The organism is Nodosilinea sp. AN01ver1, assembly GCF_050565655.1.
Lineage (GTDB): Bacteria > Cyanobacteriota > Cyanobacteriia > Phormidesmidales > Phormidesmidaceae > Nodosilinea.
Window position 1 is genome coordinate 160,089 of record NZ_JBNXVS010000001.1, and the last position, 14,043, is coordinate 174,131.

Below are 14,043 nucleotides of genomic sequence, written 5' to 3' on the forward strand. Positions count from 1 at the left end.
TATTCTATCCGCCTGGAGGCAGAATAGTGAGTTTGGCGAAGGGCTGGATGGTCGCTAATCTGTTTTAAAGCTAAGGATCTGGACGAAAGTATTCAGCCTGTAAGTTTCGCGTTTTTCTTTGCCCACCATTCGCGCTTAGTCTGACTTTTTCAGTGTCCAGGCTAAGGACTTGCGGGGAGCCTCTTTTAGCGCCTCAGTTAGTTCGTCGTTGGAGGAGAACTGTAGCTGTGACAAGTAGCAGGCATCGACTTTAACCGTGAACTTCTCGCAGGAAAATGGCCAGGGTGTGACGCTTAAATCGCCAGAATCTAGCTGGTAAATGCTATACGGTTCCCCGCTGGGGCCGTTGGTAATTTCTAGCTTGCGTCCGGCGGCGGGAATTTGGCGCTGGGAGAGAATGAGCGAGAGGCGATCGCACCAGCGCATAAACGTATAGGCTTTTTCGGCCTCTGCTTGACTAATCTCTAGCTCGGCTTGCCATTCGGCTTGTCGCTGCCGCTGAACGTTCAAAAAGTCGGCCATTTCTGGATCTTCTTCTCCTTTGCCCTGGTTTAAAAAGCACAGGTGCATCGAAATGAGCATGGCTACCCAGCGGCCCTGGTACAGCGCTTCGTCGGCGTGATTGCGCAGCTTCTCGACCGGCGATTCTTTTTCTAGGGTGAAGTCTAGGGGGGCACCCGCTTCGGTGAGCTGATCTTCTTCCCACTCTTTTTCGAGGTGGTCGTGGTGGGCGATCGCGGCAATGGTTTCGTAAAGGCGGTAGGTCTGCTTGTCGAAGTTCCAGTGGCCTGCAATTTGGGCGGCTAAAAGAGCGTGGGCGCGGTGGTAAATAATTTCCCAACCGTCAGTTTGAAGATTGACGATCATACGTTCTTGCTGCTTGGCTTATTAATAAAAATGGATGGATGAGATCAGGTGCGATCGCTGTTGAAAGGAGCCAGATGAAACTCCAGGCAAAAGCAACCTGCGGTTACTTCTGCCTGGAGCGCTACCCTTCTCGTTTAACGGCTAAGTGGCTTAGCTGCTGGGTGTGTTGCGCTCTACCGTATTGGCCGCGCGATTGAGGGCTCCCTTCGTATTGTCGGCGGCGTTGTCGGCGGCCCGCTGGGTGGCCTTACCAATGTTTTTGGCGGCTTCTTTCACAGCGTTTTCGTCACTGTTTTCAATGCGCTGCTCGGCCTGGCGAATCATGCGATCGGCCTTGGCATCGGCGGCGCTGGTATCACGGACGGTATCTTTGTGCGGGTACATCGCCTCGTTTTGGGCTGGGCCAGCACTACCGACGCTGTTTCTAGCGGGGGTAGACGACTGGGCTGCGCCACAGGCGGTCGTCACCAGCACTACTAAACCGGCCAGAAAAACAATGGCCAACTGCCGCAGAGCAGCAGGATTAAAAACTCGTTTGAGGATTTGCATGAATTGCTCCTTAAAGAACTAAATTGAAACGTTTGAAACTGACTGGGTGAAACCAAAACGGATAGGTTTCAGGCTGATATAAGCCAAGCTGTTGCAACGCTGAAGTAGCTGATCTCGCGTCAGTCACCTGCGATTAGGGGCTGTGTGATGGTAACCGTCCCCTGAGCGGAGTCGTAGGCTTTGCCGCCCCGGAGGGGCTAGGGGATACCTAGGGTGGGTTTTGGCTTTCTCCCTTTGGGAGACGCAGGGCGAACGACTTCGCTCAGCCAGCACAGTTCTAGGGACACTTACGTGTGATGAACTAATCCAGGGTCAGCGGCGTGGCTCGGTATCGGGGCGACTGTAGTAATCTCACTTCAGTTTGGCGCTTACCCAATCGCCCACAGCGTCGCTGCCAAAGCGCGATTACATTTGGCTTTGCAGCGTCTGCTTGCTCTCCTTAAAGCGGGCACCCATGCGCTCGCGATCTTCGTGGGAGAGATTTTTGCGCATCGAGGCAAACATGGTGCTTTCTTCCTGGCGAGTGTGATCGCCGACCATGCCCTTGAGCTGCTTGATCTTGTCCATGAATGCATCGCCCGTTGAGGACATAGACTTGATCTCGTTGAGCAGGTTTTCCATTTCGGCCTGCTCAGCGTAGAGCTCCTGGGTGTCGTCGCTGCCGTAGAAGGGCTTAACGGCGGGGTAGACGACTTCCTCTTCTGCTTTGGAGTGCACCAGCAGATCTTTGTAGAGCTGACCGAACAGGGCTTTGATTTGCTCAGAGTCGTCGGCGTTGCGAATTTCTCTAATCAGGGTTCTGGCCTTCTGGTGATCCATGAAGATCAGATCCAGCACATCGGCGGAATCGCTGTCCGATGCCTGGGTAGTAGCGCTGCCCACAACCCCGGTCGCGGCGGCGATCGCATCCTGCACGCGAGCCCATAGCCCCTGCTGGGGTTCCTGGCCTGTCAGCTCCAGGGTGCCGAGGTACTCAAGCATGCCCTTGAGCTGCTCCTGGTGGGCGCGGTTTTCAAAGTTGACGGTGTTAAGGGGGGCCAGAGCGGCCTCTACGTCTTGGCCCACCACCTGGGCGGCTTTGTGAACCACCAGACCCGACACCACCTGGCCGTGCTTAAGCAGTTCGTGCTGGGCCATTTTCTCGTACAGGCTCAGCTCAGAGCGAGAGAGGGTATCTTTGGCCTGGCTGACAAACTCTTGCACTGTCGCCTTGGGCTCGGCCTGCACGCCGTACTGAGTAATGGCGGTTTCGACGATGTCTAAGTTCTTTTGATCGTCTTCCAGCATGTCTTCCAACCGCTTGCGCAGGTGGCTGTCGTTGCACTGGTTTAGAAATTGCTCCTCATTGTCGATAATTAGGCTCTGAATGGCTTTGATATCGGCCAGTTTCTCAGCGATCGCAGTTCGCTTTTGATCGTTTAAGGTGGCAGGCATAGAGAAGGACTCCGGTGAAATATCCAATCACAGCGTAATCACTTCATGTCAAAGCCATATCTATCATTGGAGCTGAATAGCTAACGCCATTTGAGTGGCCGTCTATTTCTTTAGAGCTAGCCTTAAAGTCGATCTAATGCTGATTTAACCAAGAATAAAAAACTTGAATTTTCCTTGTCGAAAGTTTCTTGAGTTGTTCCTATAGTCGATATAAACTATCTCATTTGCCCAGTCCCTGATTAGTTAAAGGCAAGCGACCGTTTGCCCTGCGGGTTCCTGTTTTGATCTAAAACAGCCACAGCTGGTGGACTGAGCGACCATCTGTGGCTGAATGCATTGGGTGAGGCTGAACTGAGATATAAATCTGGTCAGGGGCACCTGGTCAGCTCGTGCTGCTTGGCTCGCCGCTGGGGTCTGCGATCGCCACGTGGTTGCTGTCAACCTCACGGGTGCCGTCTACCCGGCTGGCCACATCGACGATGCGCTCTAAGGTGATGCGATCGCTCACCTGCCCGGTGAGCTGAATGGTGCTGCCGTGCTGAATTAGGGTGAGGGTATCGATGGCGGTCAAATCGGACTCGCGATCGAGGGCCTCAGCCAGACGGCGCACCAGGCCAAAGTCGTCGTATTCGCCCTCCAGACCCATGTACTCTGGCGGCGGCGGCGGCATATGCTCGCTGGCTTTTTCGCGCAGCTCGTCGTCGTAGGTGTTGGTCAGGCCCGGTGTCATCGGGGTCGCTGCCGACCCGCTAGCGACGGTGCAGTGGTCAAAGTCAATGTGATTTTCCCAGGTCATGATTACACCTACCGAACGACTACAGGAAATGCCCGAAGGGAATGGCCGAACCGAGCGTTGCAGGGCAGGACCCTACCGCTCCATGGTTTCACCCGGCCCGACAATGCCGACCTTGTGGCGAAACATCAGCTCGCCCCCAAACCAGCCGCTGGCCAGCAGCAGCACAGATACCACTACCGATATCACCAGGCCCACGGGCAAAATAGCCCGAGCCGGGTCGCCCCACCGCAAGATAAAGTTGACAATACTGAGCACCAGCGCTCCTACATTGAGGGCCATATGAGCCCAGCCAGCGGTACGCTTACGCGCCCGAGGAATATTGATAAAGTCGGCCATGCCGGTGACGGCGGCGGCGACAGCCGACAGCACCCCCAGGCCCAAAAGCCAAACGCTGGCCCTGGCCCAAAAGAAATCTTGGGTGAGCCAGTAGCCCAGGTCGGCCCCTGCCGCACTGCTCAAAAATGCGATCGGGAAAATAACAATAATCGGATGAATGGGATGCCCAAAAATGGCCACCGAACTGGTAATGCCGGTGCCCCGATACTCCGTGGCCCGGCTGTCGATCAGCGGCGGCAAATTGGGATACGGTACCTGGTTGGACTGATTTTGGTAATCTTGGCCGGTCATAGCAACGTCCTCTAAAAATGTGAATGATCGATCAATGCCCTCGTCCAACATGCGCCATCGGCCAGCATAGACTCTGGCCGATGGCGCATGGCTTTAGCGGCTTAAGTTAGCCACCGACTTAAAGCGATCTTTGAGCCAGTTACCGGCTTCTTTGAGGTTGTATTTCAGGGGTTCTTGCACACTCAAAAATACCCGAGCACAGTTGCGTCCCGGTATGCCCGAGATCGACCCGCCTGGATGGGTGCCCGCTCCGGTCAAAAACAGCCCGTCAATGGGGGTTTGATAGTTAGCTATCTCGGGCAGGGGGCGAAAGAACACCATCTGGTCGAGAGTCATATCGATATGATAGTGATTGCCCTTGCGCACGCCGATGCGCTGGGTCAGCTCTGCCGGGCTTTCGACCCGCCGCGCCATAATCGACTGCTTCAGGTTGGGCGTGTAGTCGGCCAGCTTGTCGATCACGCGATCGGCCACTTTGTTCTTCAGCTCGTCGGTCCAGCCAGTGCCCATCAGCCCTGTGCCTTCGGCCCCCTTGACCTCATAGGGCGCAAAAAACTCAATCCAGAGGGTGTGCTGGCCCGCTGGTGCCATGGATGGGTCCATTACCGTAGGCACAACCACGTAAAGCGATGGATCGTGGTCAGGAATCAGGCCCTGACTGGGCATGGTGTGGGCTGTCTCTACCTGATCGACCGAGTCAGCAATGAGCACCGAGCCAATCAGGTAGTCATCCTGGTGGTTGTAGGCCTCAAAGCGGGGCATCTCTGAGAGCGCACAGTCAACTTTGAGAATGCCCTCGTTATTGTTGACAATGCGGCGGTCTAGCCGTTCACTCAGGCCTGGGGCCAGGGTTTGAGCATCGGATGCCGACATTAGGTCTTGAAAGACTCGCTGGGCATCAATATTGGAAATCACCCCTTTGGTGGCCCGATATTCTTGCCCACCGGCTACGCGCACCCCCTCTACGCGTCCGTTGGCATTGACTAAAATCTGCTCGACGGACTGGTCACATAGAATGACGCCGCCATTGTCTTTAACCATGCGCACCAGGGCTTCGACGAGGGCACCTGTGCCGCCTCGGGGACGCGCTACGCCGGGGTTATGGCGCAGCGCCATCATCATCGACCCCACAGCTAACGTCTTTTGAGAGGGCGGCCCCCCCAGTTCTGATGCCAGTCGGGCCAGGGGCGCTTTGACGACCTCGGTTTCAAACCATTCGTTGAGGGTGTCTTGGGGGCTGTTCAACATGGTGCGGATGAGGTCTAGCGCCTTGTCAACGCCCCCAACCAAAGACAATAAATCCTGCATGTTGTGCAGGCCGTAATTGCCTAAAATGTCGATAACTGATTTTGGTGGCGCATTAAATACCGGGGTAATAGCCTGAATCAGGGTGTCCCAAAAGGCCATGAATTCTTTGTACTGGTCTGCATCTCGCTGACTGTAGCGGGCAATTTCAGCACAGGTTTTGTCGACTGAGCGGTGGGCTAAAAATGCTTTGCCATCGGCCTGTGGGCAGTAGGTGATGGGGTCACAATAGAGATACTCCAGGCCGTAACGCTCTAGCTCTAGCTCATCAACTACAGGCCCTAGGTGAATAAACTCATGATCAATGGCGCAGAGGTTGAAATAAAAACCAGGAGCGTCTTCAGGCAAGGCTTCTTCTGTAGTGGCTGCCCCACCCGGAATTTCGCGCTTTTCTAACAGCAAAACGCTGTAGCCTGCTTTTAGTAAGTATCCTGCACAAACTAAGCCATTGTGGCCAGCCCCAATAATAACAACGTCGAATGTCTGCATAGGAGAATTACTCAAAATATGTCCTGATAGTAAGTAATCTGTTGCTTGAGGCGACCTACCGTTGGAAATAGATTGACGAAAGAAAGTTCTCTTGAGGCCATCCGTTAACCTGAAAAGCGGAGTTAATCCTACCCCAGTAAGATTTGAGGTGGGATTGACTCCGCTTTGGGGTAGGAGGGAAAGAGTAGGGAGACGAAGCGTAAAGTTCTGGAATAGCTTTGGGCCTCTAGGGTTACCAGAGGCCCAAAGCTCAGCGTGTTCGCAGACTTGTTGTGACGTAGAAAATGTCCTTAGCTTTGGGACATGGTCTTCATCAAATGTTTGCGAATTTCTTGAATTTGATCCATCTCAGTTTGCTTGAGCTGGGTAAATAGGTCAACGCATTCCTGTGAGTCAGCGTCGCGGGCATCCTGCATGTACTTATCGTAGGCTTGCAGTGCCTCTGCTTTGCTTTGCATGACGGTTAGCCAGTCATACTCAAGATTGCTAATAACTTGTTGAATTCTAGTTCCGGTAGTCATAGAAAATTTCCTCCACGGTTTATGGTTTAGGTGAGTCTTAATTGACAGTGAAGCATTGACAGTGAAGCTGAACAATTTAGAATCCCTGGGGATGAATAGCTGAAGCGCTGCTGAAGCGCCACTGAAACGCCTTAAAGTGCTCATATCACCATCAATAGTTATCAGGTTGACGCTTATTTCAAACTTCTCCATCGTCCTAAGGAGGGTTTTATCAAAATCATGTGGTAGCTAGGGTTCGACCTGGCGATCGCAGTGCCTAGGAGCACCAACCTGGCATGGTTTCCTGGTTTGCGCGCGGTAGCTATTGCCAACATACGTGCTGGTCAGCAGGCATTGAACTTTGAGTTAAGAAATGTATGTGTGGCGGCCAAGCATTTTCCGCGATCGCTATTCTCGCAATAATATTTGGGGCGGGCAGTTGACGCTATTTTTTGTTAGGCATTGGCTGGTCAAGCTCTGCCTTTTGGCATATTGGGGCTATGGCTGTCGGGGGATGTGTATCAAGACCGAGCTGCCTAAACTTGTGATTGACCTGTGGTGAGACACGTGCGATCGCCCTTCAATCTAGTCTTATCTAGACCTTGAAGATTGTCGAGATCTTTAGCTTGATTAGAAAACTTCGTTGAAGTTCGCTGAGCGACGGTTGCGCATTGCGCCCTCACCAGTCTTTTGTTATTGGAGTAAAGCCCATGTTGATTGCTTTAGAAATTGGAATGGTGATGGTTGGTCTAGGGGTAGCCCTGCGGCTGGTGCGCCTTCCCAAGGCTGGACAAGCTAGTTTAGTAACCGCAGTTTGCCTGGCGGTTATGCTAGTTGGATTTACTCAGCCGGCTGTTGCTGGTGCCGTCAATGGTGATGCTTTAACCAGCGGTCAAAAGGATCTAAACGAGACGCTTCAGACAACTCCCCAAGGCAATCAGTATCAAGGCATTGAGTATGCCGATGCTAAAGGTACGCCCCTGGGCGATCAGGAGATTACCGATCGCGTTGAGAGCAAGACCCCTGACGAGCTGAAGGTCAGCGTCTCCAATGGCTCGGTGCGACTCTCTGGCAAGGTGGCCGATCGCCGCGCCGCCCAAGCAATCATTGACGATGTCAAGGCTATTCCTGGCGTTCACGAAGTAGCCTACGACCTGGGCCTCCGGGGCTAAGCTAAAGCGCAGCTTAAGCTACCTCAAAACACTACTCACTAGCTGAATCGGTGGCCTGCCTCGGGCTGCCGATTTTATTTTGAGCTAGCCGTAACCGGTGGGCTAAGGTCTGTTAGATATGGCTAATCGGCCTGCCCAGCTATTCTAATCAGCCCGCGCCCCTGTTTTGGCCACGCTAAGCTATACCTAAGGGAGAGTAAGCCAGTGAAGCCCGTAAGTTAAATAATGTTGCGAATGTTGCGATCGCCCATGGGTTAAGCCGAGTGCTGTGCACTCTCTTAGCGAACGCCACCGCAGTTCTGCCCAATGCTTCTTCTGAACCGCTAATGCCCTCATCTCCCCTACCTCACAATGAAGCGGGACGGTTGGAAGCCCTGCGGCGATACAACATTCTAGATACTCCTCCCGAGGCCGGGTTCGATCGCATTACGGCGCTGGCGGCCCGGTTGTTTAACGTGCCGGTGGCGCTAATTTCACTGATTGACGACTCCAGGGCCTGGTTTAAGTCAGCCCACGGGTTTGATCGGCAGGTGGTGCAGCGGCAGGCCTCTATTTGCAGCTACGCGCTGCTCTCTGAGCAGGTCATGGTGCTGTCTGATGTGCATCAAGATCCGCGCTTTGCAGATAATCAGCTGGTACATGGCAATCCGGGAGTGCGCTTTTACGCTGGGGCCCCGCTGCGTACCCACGATGGCTTTGTCGTTGGCACCCTCTGCATCCTCGACTCTCAACCCCGCGATGGGCTGAGTCCCGACCAGCAGACGGTGCTGGCCGACCTGGCGGCCCTGGTCGTCGATGAGCTAGACCTGCGCCTGGCGGCCCACCGGGTGGCCGAAATTGATACGGCCCTGGTAGCCGTGACCGAAGGGGTTGCCGCCCAAACGGGCACCGCCTTTTTCGCCGCTCTGGTGCAGCACCTGGCCCACACCCTGGGGATAGATTACGTCTACATTGGGCTGCTCGATGGCGATCGCCAGGATGCCGTGAAAACCATTGCTGCCTGCGTGCAGGGCAAAATTGCCGACAATTTTGAGTATCTGCTGCGGCATACTCCCTGTCACCAGGTGCTGCTCAAGCGCGAGCTGTGCTGCTATCCCGGCGGTGTCAAGGTGCAGTTTCCTGACGCGCCGCTGCTGCAGCCGCTGGGTATCGACAGCTATGCGGCCATTCCCTTTTTTGATGCCGAAGGCGTGGCCATGGGGCTGCTTGGGGTGATGGATGGCGACCCTTTTACCAACGTTCAGCTCATTGAGGCGCTGTTGCCCATTTTTGCGCTGCGCATTGCCACTGAGCTCGATCGCCAGCGCACCGATGCCGCCAGGCAGCGGGTGCAGCAAGATTTAGAGCAGCTGGTGGCCATGCGCACCGCCGAGCTTTCGCGCACCAATCAGCAGCTACAGCTCGAAATTGCCGAGCGGCAGCAGACCGAAATTGCCCTGCAAAAAGAGCAGGAGATGCTACGCGTGCTGCTCGAAAACGTGCAGGCGGGTATTGTGGCCTGCAATCAGGCGGGTATTTTGACTCTCTTTAACCAGGCGGCCCGCGATTTTCACGGCCTGCCCGAGCGGCCACTGCCACCGGAGCAGTGGGCTGACTACTACGATCTCTATCAGCCCGATGGCCATACGCCCTTGCCAACAGAAGCGATTCCGCTGTTTCGCGCCCTGCAGGGAGAAGCCGTAGACAACGTTGAAATGGTGATTGCCCCCAAAGGGGGAGTCGCTCGGACTGTGTTGACCAGCGGTCAGCCGATCGCCGCCCTTGACGGCAGCTCTCAGGGCGCGGTGGTGGTGATGCACGACATCAGCGATCGCAAGCGGATGGAAGACGCCCTGAGAGCCAGCGAGGCTCAGCTGTCCAGCATTTTTGAGACGATTCCCGACGGGGTTGTGCTCTTTAACGCCGAGGGCCAGATGGTGACGGTTAACTCCGCCGCCGAAAAGATACTGGGTCGCACCCGCCAGGATCTGGTTGAGCACGGCTACAGTGCCCCAGACTGGAAGGCGACCAGCCTAACGGGAGCACCTCTGGCGACCGATGAGCTGCCCTTTATGCAGGTCATTCGCACCGGGCAGCCCGTCCACGGGGTGGAAATGGCCATTGCCCATGCCGACGGTAGCGGCGCGATTTTGTGTGTCAACGCCTCGCCGCTGCTCGACCCCAGGGGGCATATCACCCACGCGATCGCCTCGATTAGCGACATCACCGAGCGCAAGCAGGCCGAACTGACCCTCCAGGCCTCCGAAGAGCGCTATCGCTCGGTGATTGAAACCACCGCCGAAGGCATTATTTTGCAGAATGCCGACGGCATGATCTACACCTGTAACGCCAGCGCTGCCGACATCTTGGGCCTTACCGTCCAACAGCTAGAAGGGCTCACCTCCCTCGACCTGGCCTGGTCTACCATGCACGAAGACGGCTCCCCGTTTCCCAGCGATCAGCACCCCAGCATGATCACGCTGCGCACCGGCCAGCCGCAGTCCAACGTGGTTATGGGGGTCAATAAACCTGACGGCACCCTGACCTGGATTTCGATCAATACCCGACCGCTGTTTCACCCCAATGACCCCACTCCCTTTGCCGTGGTGGCCTCGTTTTTTGACATTACCGATCGCAAGCTAATCGAGGCCGAGCGGGCTGAGCGCATTCGCGAACAGACAGCCCGAATCGATGCCGAAGCCGGACAGTTTCGCTCGGCGCTGCTGGTCGATATCAGCACCACCCTGGCTTCGCTGCTCAACCACACCGACACCCTTCAGCAGGTGGCCGATCGCGTCGTGCCGTTCTTTGCCGACTGGTGCACGATCGATCTGCTCGACCCCGAGCGCGGTATGGAGCGGGTAGCTGTGGCCCACTGCGACCCAGACAAAGTAGAGCTGGCCTGGCAGCTGCATCGCCGCTATCCCCAAACGGTCGATACCCCCGTGGGGCTGGCCCAAACGCTGCGCCTCGACCAAACTGAGCTGATGGCTGAGATTCCGGCGGTGGCTCTGGAGTCGGTGGCCCAAGACCCAGAGCACCTGCGCCTGCTAGAGGGGCTGGGGCTGCGGTCCTGCATTGCCGCACCGCTGATTGCCCGTGGGCAAGTTTTAGGGGTCATTTCGTTTGTAACGGCCCAGTCCAACCGCCGCTACAGCCCCACCGACCTGGCTTTAGCCGAGAATATCGCTCATCAGGTGGCGATCGCCGTTGACAACGCCCGCCTCTACCAGGATGAGCAAACCGCTCGCAGCGAGGCCGAGGCCGCCAACCGCATCAAAGACGAGTTTTTAGCCGTGCTCTCCCACGAGCTCAGGTCACCCCTTAACCCCATTTTGGGCTGGTCGCAGCTGCTGCAAAAGCGTCAGCCCGACCCCGACACCCTGCTGCGGGGCCTTCAGACCATTGAGCGCAACGCCAAGCTGCAAACCCAGCTGATTGCCGATTTGCTCGATGTCTCGCGTATTTTGCAGGGCAAGCTCAACCTCGATATCGCCCCCGTGCCGCTGAGGACCACCATCGAAGCCGCTATGGAAACGGTGCGGCTGGCGGCAGAGGCCAAGGCCATTCAGCTACACACCCGGCTCGATGCTGACGTACCGCCCGTGCTGGGCGATGCCGGTCGCCTACAGCAGGTGGTCTGGAACCTGCTGTCCAACGCGGTGAAGTTTACGCCCGAGGGGGGGCAGGTTGAGGTGCGACTGGAGTCAGTAGAGCATGGCAGGGTAGGCGATTGGGAGCGGGGGAGCGTCGGCGAGAGAACGGGCCCCGATGATTTGCCCGCCAACTGGCCGACCCACCAACCCGTCAACCCCCCTACGCACCTAGGCCCCTACGCGCAGCTCACAATCAGCGATACGGGGCAGGGCATTACCCCAGAGTTTATTCCCTATATATTTGAGCGCTTTCGCCAGGCCGACAGCAAAACGACTCGCCAGTTTGGCGGGCTGGGTCTGGGGCTGGCGATCGTGCGGCAGCTGGTCGAGCTGCACGGCGGTACAATAGCAGCCATCAGCCCTGGCGAAGGGTTGGGAACGACCTTTACAGTGCGGCTACCCCTGCCCTATGACCTCAAAGCGGCCGCGCAGGGTGCCGCCGATGCGTTGCGCCGTTCGGCTCTGCCTGCCCAGCTGACCGGAGTGCGTATTCTGGTGGTCGAGGACGAAGCCGACGCCCGCGACCTGCTGGTGATGGTGCTAGAGCAGGCGGGGGCGGTAGTTACCGCCGTTACCTCAGCGGCTGAGGCATTGGAGCGGTTGCCTCAGCTAGAGCTAGATGTCTTAATCAGCGATATCGCCATGCCTGACGTAGATGGCTATATGCTGCTACAGCAGGTGCGATCGCAGCTCGCCGAGCAGGGTCAGCAGCCCGCTTTCAAGGCCGTAGCCCTGACTGCTTACGCTGGAGAACTCAACCAGCAGCAGGCGATCGCCGCCGGATTTCAGCGCCACCTGAGCAAACCCTTTGAGCCAGCCGAACTAGTAGCTGCGATCGCCGCCCTGGTACCGTAGGGCAATGGGTTGAACCCGACAATCTAAGCCACTACTGAGAATCCGAATCATGGTGATGGTGGTGGCAGGTTTCTAGCAGCGTTGCCACTTTAGTTAAGAGCTGGTCAAACTCAATCGGCTTGCGAATAAAGTTTTGAGAATCCAGCGCCAGCCCCTGGTTTGTATTGATGGTGTCGTAGGCGGTGACCATCAAAATAGGCATAAACGGTAGGTTTGGGTTTTGCCGAATCTGTCGGGTTACCTCATAGCCATTCATGTCGGGCATCATGACGTCCATCAAAATCAGGTCGGGGGGAGAGTTTTCGACTTTCGCTAAAGCTGTGCCGCCGTTGCCGGCTGTATCCACCGCATAACCCTCTGTTTCCAATACGGTTTGCAGTAAAAATAGGTTGTCGTCGATATCATCGACGACAAGAATACGAAAATCTGATGGGGTACACACTGTAATTGTTTAATAAAATCTGTTGAATATAGCTAGCTTAATCAATGAGCTATTATACTTACCTCAAACTTCCGGTACAGATTCCATTTGCTTTAATAGCTAGAAAGGCATAATAAATTATCTGGTAAAAAAGACCAATAAAAAAAGGTAGGCCAAGACCTACCTTTACTGTCTGCTGTGTTGATTTTGTTGACAAACTAAGCCACCGCCTAGCGGGTAGCGGTGCGAGGGCTGCGAGCGCCAGTGGCAGAACCAGCCAGAGCCGCTATCAAGCCCAGCAAAGAACCCAACGCAAACGACCAGCCTACTTTGGCCGCATTGCCCGCAGCGTTCTGAACCTGTTGGGGATCTACATTAGGCACATTAGGATCTTGGGGAACGGGCAGTGCACCATTAGGTACCTGGCTGAGAACCGCATCGGCCCCCTGCGCAGCCAGGCCAAAGGCTCCTGCTACACCCGTAGAAAGCAGCCAGGCGCTGACGGCCAGAGTGGTGGCCCACAAAATAGCGCCGTTGAGCATGGCGGTTTTGCGGTTCATGGGGCCGCAGGCGCGGGCTGTAACCCAGCCGCCAATAAATAGAGCAATCAGCAAGCTAATGATGGACCAGATACCGACGGCGGTACCGACCTGGCTAGCCTCGCCCTGAGGGGAAGCAGCGTCAGCGAGGCTGGTCAGTCCGATAGCGGCTCCCAGGCCAGTCAGCACAAGCTGAGTTGCGATCGCAATCACTAAACCTGCAAAGATTGGCCCCCAGCGTACTAGGTCATGGTACTCGGCCACGGGCAGAGTCGTCGTGGTCTCTGTAACCCGGTAGTTAGGATTGGTCGCGGGGTCATCTCTGTAAGTTCCGGGCTCATTCCTGTAAGCGCCAGGCTCGTTGGTGTAAGACATGGGTGTTTCCTTCTCGATTGCTACGGCAATGAAGTGCAATAGTGAACAATTCTTGACACCTAATGTATGCCGTAGCTAAACCTGTCCCATCTACCCACAGACGCAAAAGAAGTGGTCAGAAGACGTAGATAGACTTCGAAATCCGAAAGTTTCTGCGCGTATCTAAGCTTTATTTGATAAATAGGCTTTATTAAGAACCACTTATATTGAGTTCGTTGAGATTATGCCCTTTCTTTACAAAAATTAGACATTCACTAAGCGAGATTCCGCCCTTGGGTACAGGTCAATAGAAGGAAGAAAGGTTTAATCCTAGAGAGTAAAGGCAACAGCCTTCAGAATTTCAGTAGACAAATCAGTAGACAAACTCTAATTGCCATAGGGCGCGTCGTTATGAGAAACGCAGTTCAAGCTAACGAGTAACGCAACAAAGCAAACCCCAGCGGTGCGTTGGGCTACGGCTCTACTACGCCACAACTTAC

Annotated in this window: 11 protein-coding genes; 2 read left to right on the forward strand and 9 right to left on the reverse strand. The window is 55.4% G+C overall.

The annotated features are described in order from the left end of the window. Positions 1-135: 135 nt before the first annotated feature. The 7 genes from ACQ4N7_RS00810 to ACQ4N7_RS00840 all read right to left on the reverse strand — a co-directional run bounded on the left by ACQ4N7_RS00810 (position 136) and on the right by ACQ4N7_RS00840 (position 6,588). A complete protein-coding gene (locus ACQ4N7_RS00810) occupies positions 136-867 on the reverse strand; it encodes a DUF3891 family protein (RefSeq protein ID WP_430709718.1) in 732 nt (243 codons plus the stop codon). Positions 868-1,017: 150 nt separating this feature from the next. Further along, positions 1,018-1,416: a hypothetical protein gene (locus ACQ4N7_RS00815; RefSeq protein ID WP_430709719.1), complete on the reverse strand. Its 399-nt coding sequence runs from the start codon at positions 1,414-1,416 to the stop codon at positions 1,018-1,020. Positions 1,417-1,821: 405 nt separating this feature from the next. After that, complete coding sequence (locus ACQ4N7_RS00820; protein WP_430709720.1) at positions 1,822-2,850, reverse strand: hemerythrin domain-containing protein; 1,029 nt, start codon at positions 2,848-2,850, stop codon at positions 1,822-1,824. Between the two features lie 382 nt (positions 2,851-3,232). Further along, complete coding sequence (locus ACQ4N7_RS00825; protein ID WP_430709721.1) at positions 3,233-3,646, reverse strand: BON domain-containing protein; 414 nt, start codon at positions 3,644-3,646, stop codon at positions 3,233-3,235. Positions 3,647-3,718: 72 nt separating this feature from the next. Continuing rightward, positions 3,719-4,273 carry a DUF2231 domain-containing protein gene (locus tag ACQ4N7_RS00830; protein ID WP_430709722.1) on the reverse strand — a complete coding sequence of 185 codons (555 nt, stop codon included), beginning with the start codon at positions 4,271-4,273 and terminating at the stop codon, positions 3,719-3,721. A gap of 93 nt (positions 4,274-4,366) precedes the next feature. Next, positions 4,367-6,067, reverse strand: a complete 1,701-nt coding sequence (gene crtO, locus ACQ4N7_RS00835; RefSeq protein WP_430709723.1) for a beta-carotene ketolase CrtO — start codon at positions 6,065-6,067, stop codon at positions 4,367-4,369. 290 nt (positions 6,068-6,357) lie between these two features. After that, positions 6,358-6,588 carry a hypothetical protein gene (locus ACQ4N7_RS00840; RefSeq protein WP_430709724.1) on the reverse strand — a complete coding sequence of 77 codons (231 nt, stop codon included), beginning with the start codon at positions 6,586-6,588 and terminating at the stop codon, positions 6,358-6,360. A gap of 689 nt (positions 6,589-7,277) precedes the next feature. On the opposite strand from ACQ4N7_RS00840, the gene ACQ4N7_RS00845 reads away from it, so the two are divergent. Together ACQ4N7_RS00845 and ACQ4N7_RS00850 are read left to right on the forward strand one after the other, a co-directional pair. Then, the gene (locus ACQ4N7_RS00845; protein ID WP_430709725.1) at positions 7,278-7,739 is read left to right on the forward strand and encodes a BON domain-containing protein; all 462 of its coding nucleotides are present in this window, start codon (positions 7,278-7,280) and stop codon (positions 7,737-7,739) included. 326 nt (positions 7,740-8,065) lie between these two features. Then, on the forward strand, positions 8,066-12,229 hold the full coding sequence (locus tag ACQ4N7_RS00850) for a PAS domain S-box protein (RefSeq protein WP_430709726.1): 4,164 nt from the start codon (positions 8,066-8,068) through the stop codon (positions 12,227-12,229). Positions 12,230-12,260: 31 nt separating this feature from the next. On the opposite strand, the gene ACQ4N7_RS00855 is transcribed toward ACQ4N7_RS00850, so the two are convergent. Together ACQ4N7_RS00855 and ACQ4N7_RS00860 are read right to left on the reverse strand one after the other, a co-directional pair. Further along, complete coding sequence (locus ACQ4N7_RS00855) at positions 12,261-12,671, reverse strand: response regulator (protein WP_430709727.1); 411 nt, start codon at positions 12,669-12,671, stop codon at positions 12,261-12,263. 209 nt (positions 12,672-12,880) lie between these two features. After that, complete coding sequence (locus ACQ4N7_RS00860) at positions 12,881-13,564, reverse strand: hypothetical protein (RefSeq protein ID WP_430709728.1); 684 nt, start codon at positions 13,562-13,564, stop codon at positions 12,881-12,883. Between the last annotated feature and the right edge of the window lie 479 nt (positions 13,565-14,043).

Coding starts and splice junctions, on each gene's coding strand:
- ACQ4N7_RS00810 (WP_430709718.1), bottom strand. CDS start 867: ATGATCGTCAATCTTCAAACTGACGGTTGGGAAATTATTTACCACCGC.
- ACQ4N7_RS00815 (WP_430709719.1), bottom strand. CDS start 1,416: ATGCAAATCCTCAAACGAGTTTTTAATCCTGCTGCTCTGCGGCAGTTG.
- ACQ4N7_RS00820 (WP_430709720.1), bottom strand. CDS start 2,850: ATGCCTGCCACCTTAAACGATCAAAAGCGAACTGCGATCGCTGAGAAA.
- ACQ4N7_RS00825 (WP_430709721.1), bottom strand. CDS start 3,646: ATGACCTGGGAAAATCACATTGACTTTGACCACTGCACCGTCGCTAGC.
- ACQ4N7_RS00830 (WP_430709722.1), bottom strand. CDS start 4,273: ATGACCGGCCAAGATTACCAAAATCAGTCCAACCAGGTACCGTATCCC.
- crtO (WP_430709723.1), bottom strand. CDS start 6,067: ATGCAGACATTCGACGTTGTTATTATTGGGGCTGGCCACAATGGCTTA.
- ACQ4N7_RS00840 (WP_430709724.1), bottom strand. CDS start 6,588: ATGACTACCGGAACTAGAATTCAACAAGTTATTAGCAATCTTGAGTAT.
- ACQ4N7_RS00845 (WP_430709725.1), top strand. CDS start 7,278: ATGTTGATTGCTTTAGAAATTGGAATGGTGATGGTTGGTCTAGGGGTA.
- ACQ4N7_RS00850 (WP_430709726.1), top strand. CDS start 8,066: ATGCCCTCATCTCCCCTACCTCACAATGAAGCGGGACGGTTGGAAGCC.
- ACQ4N7_RS00860 (WP_430709728.1), bottom strand. CDS start 13,564: ATGTCTTACACCAACGAGCCTGGCGCTTACAGGAATGAGCCCGGAACT.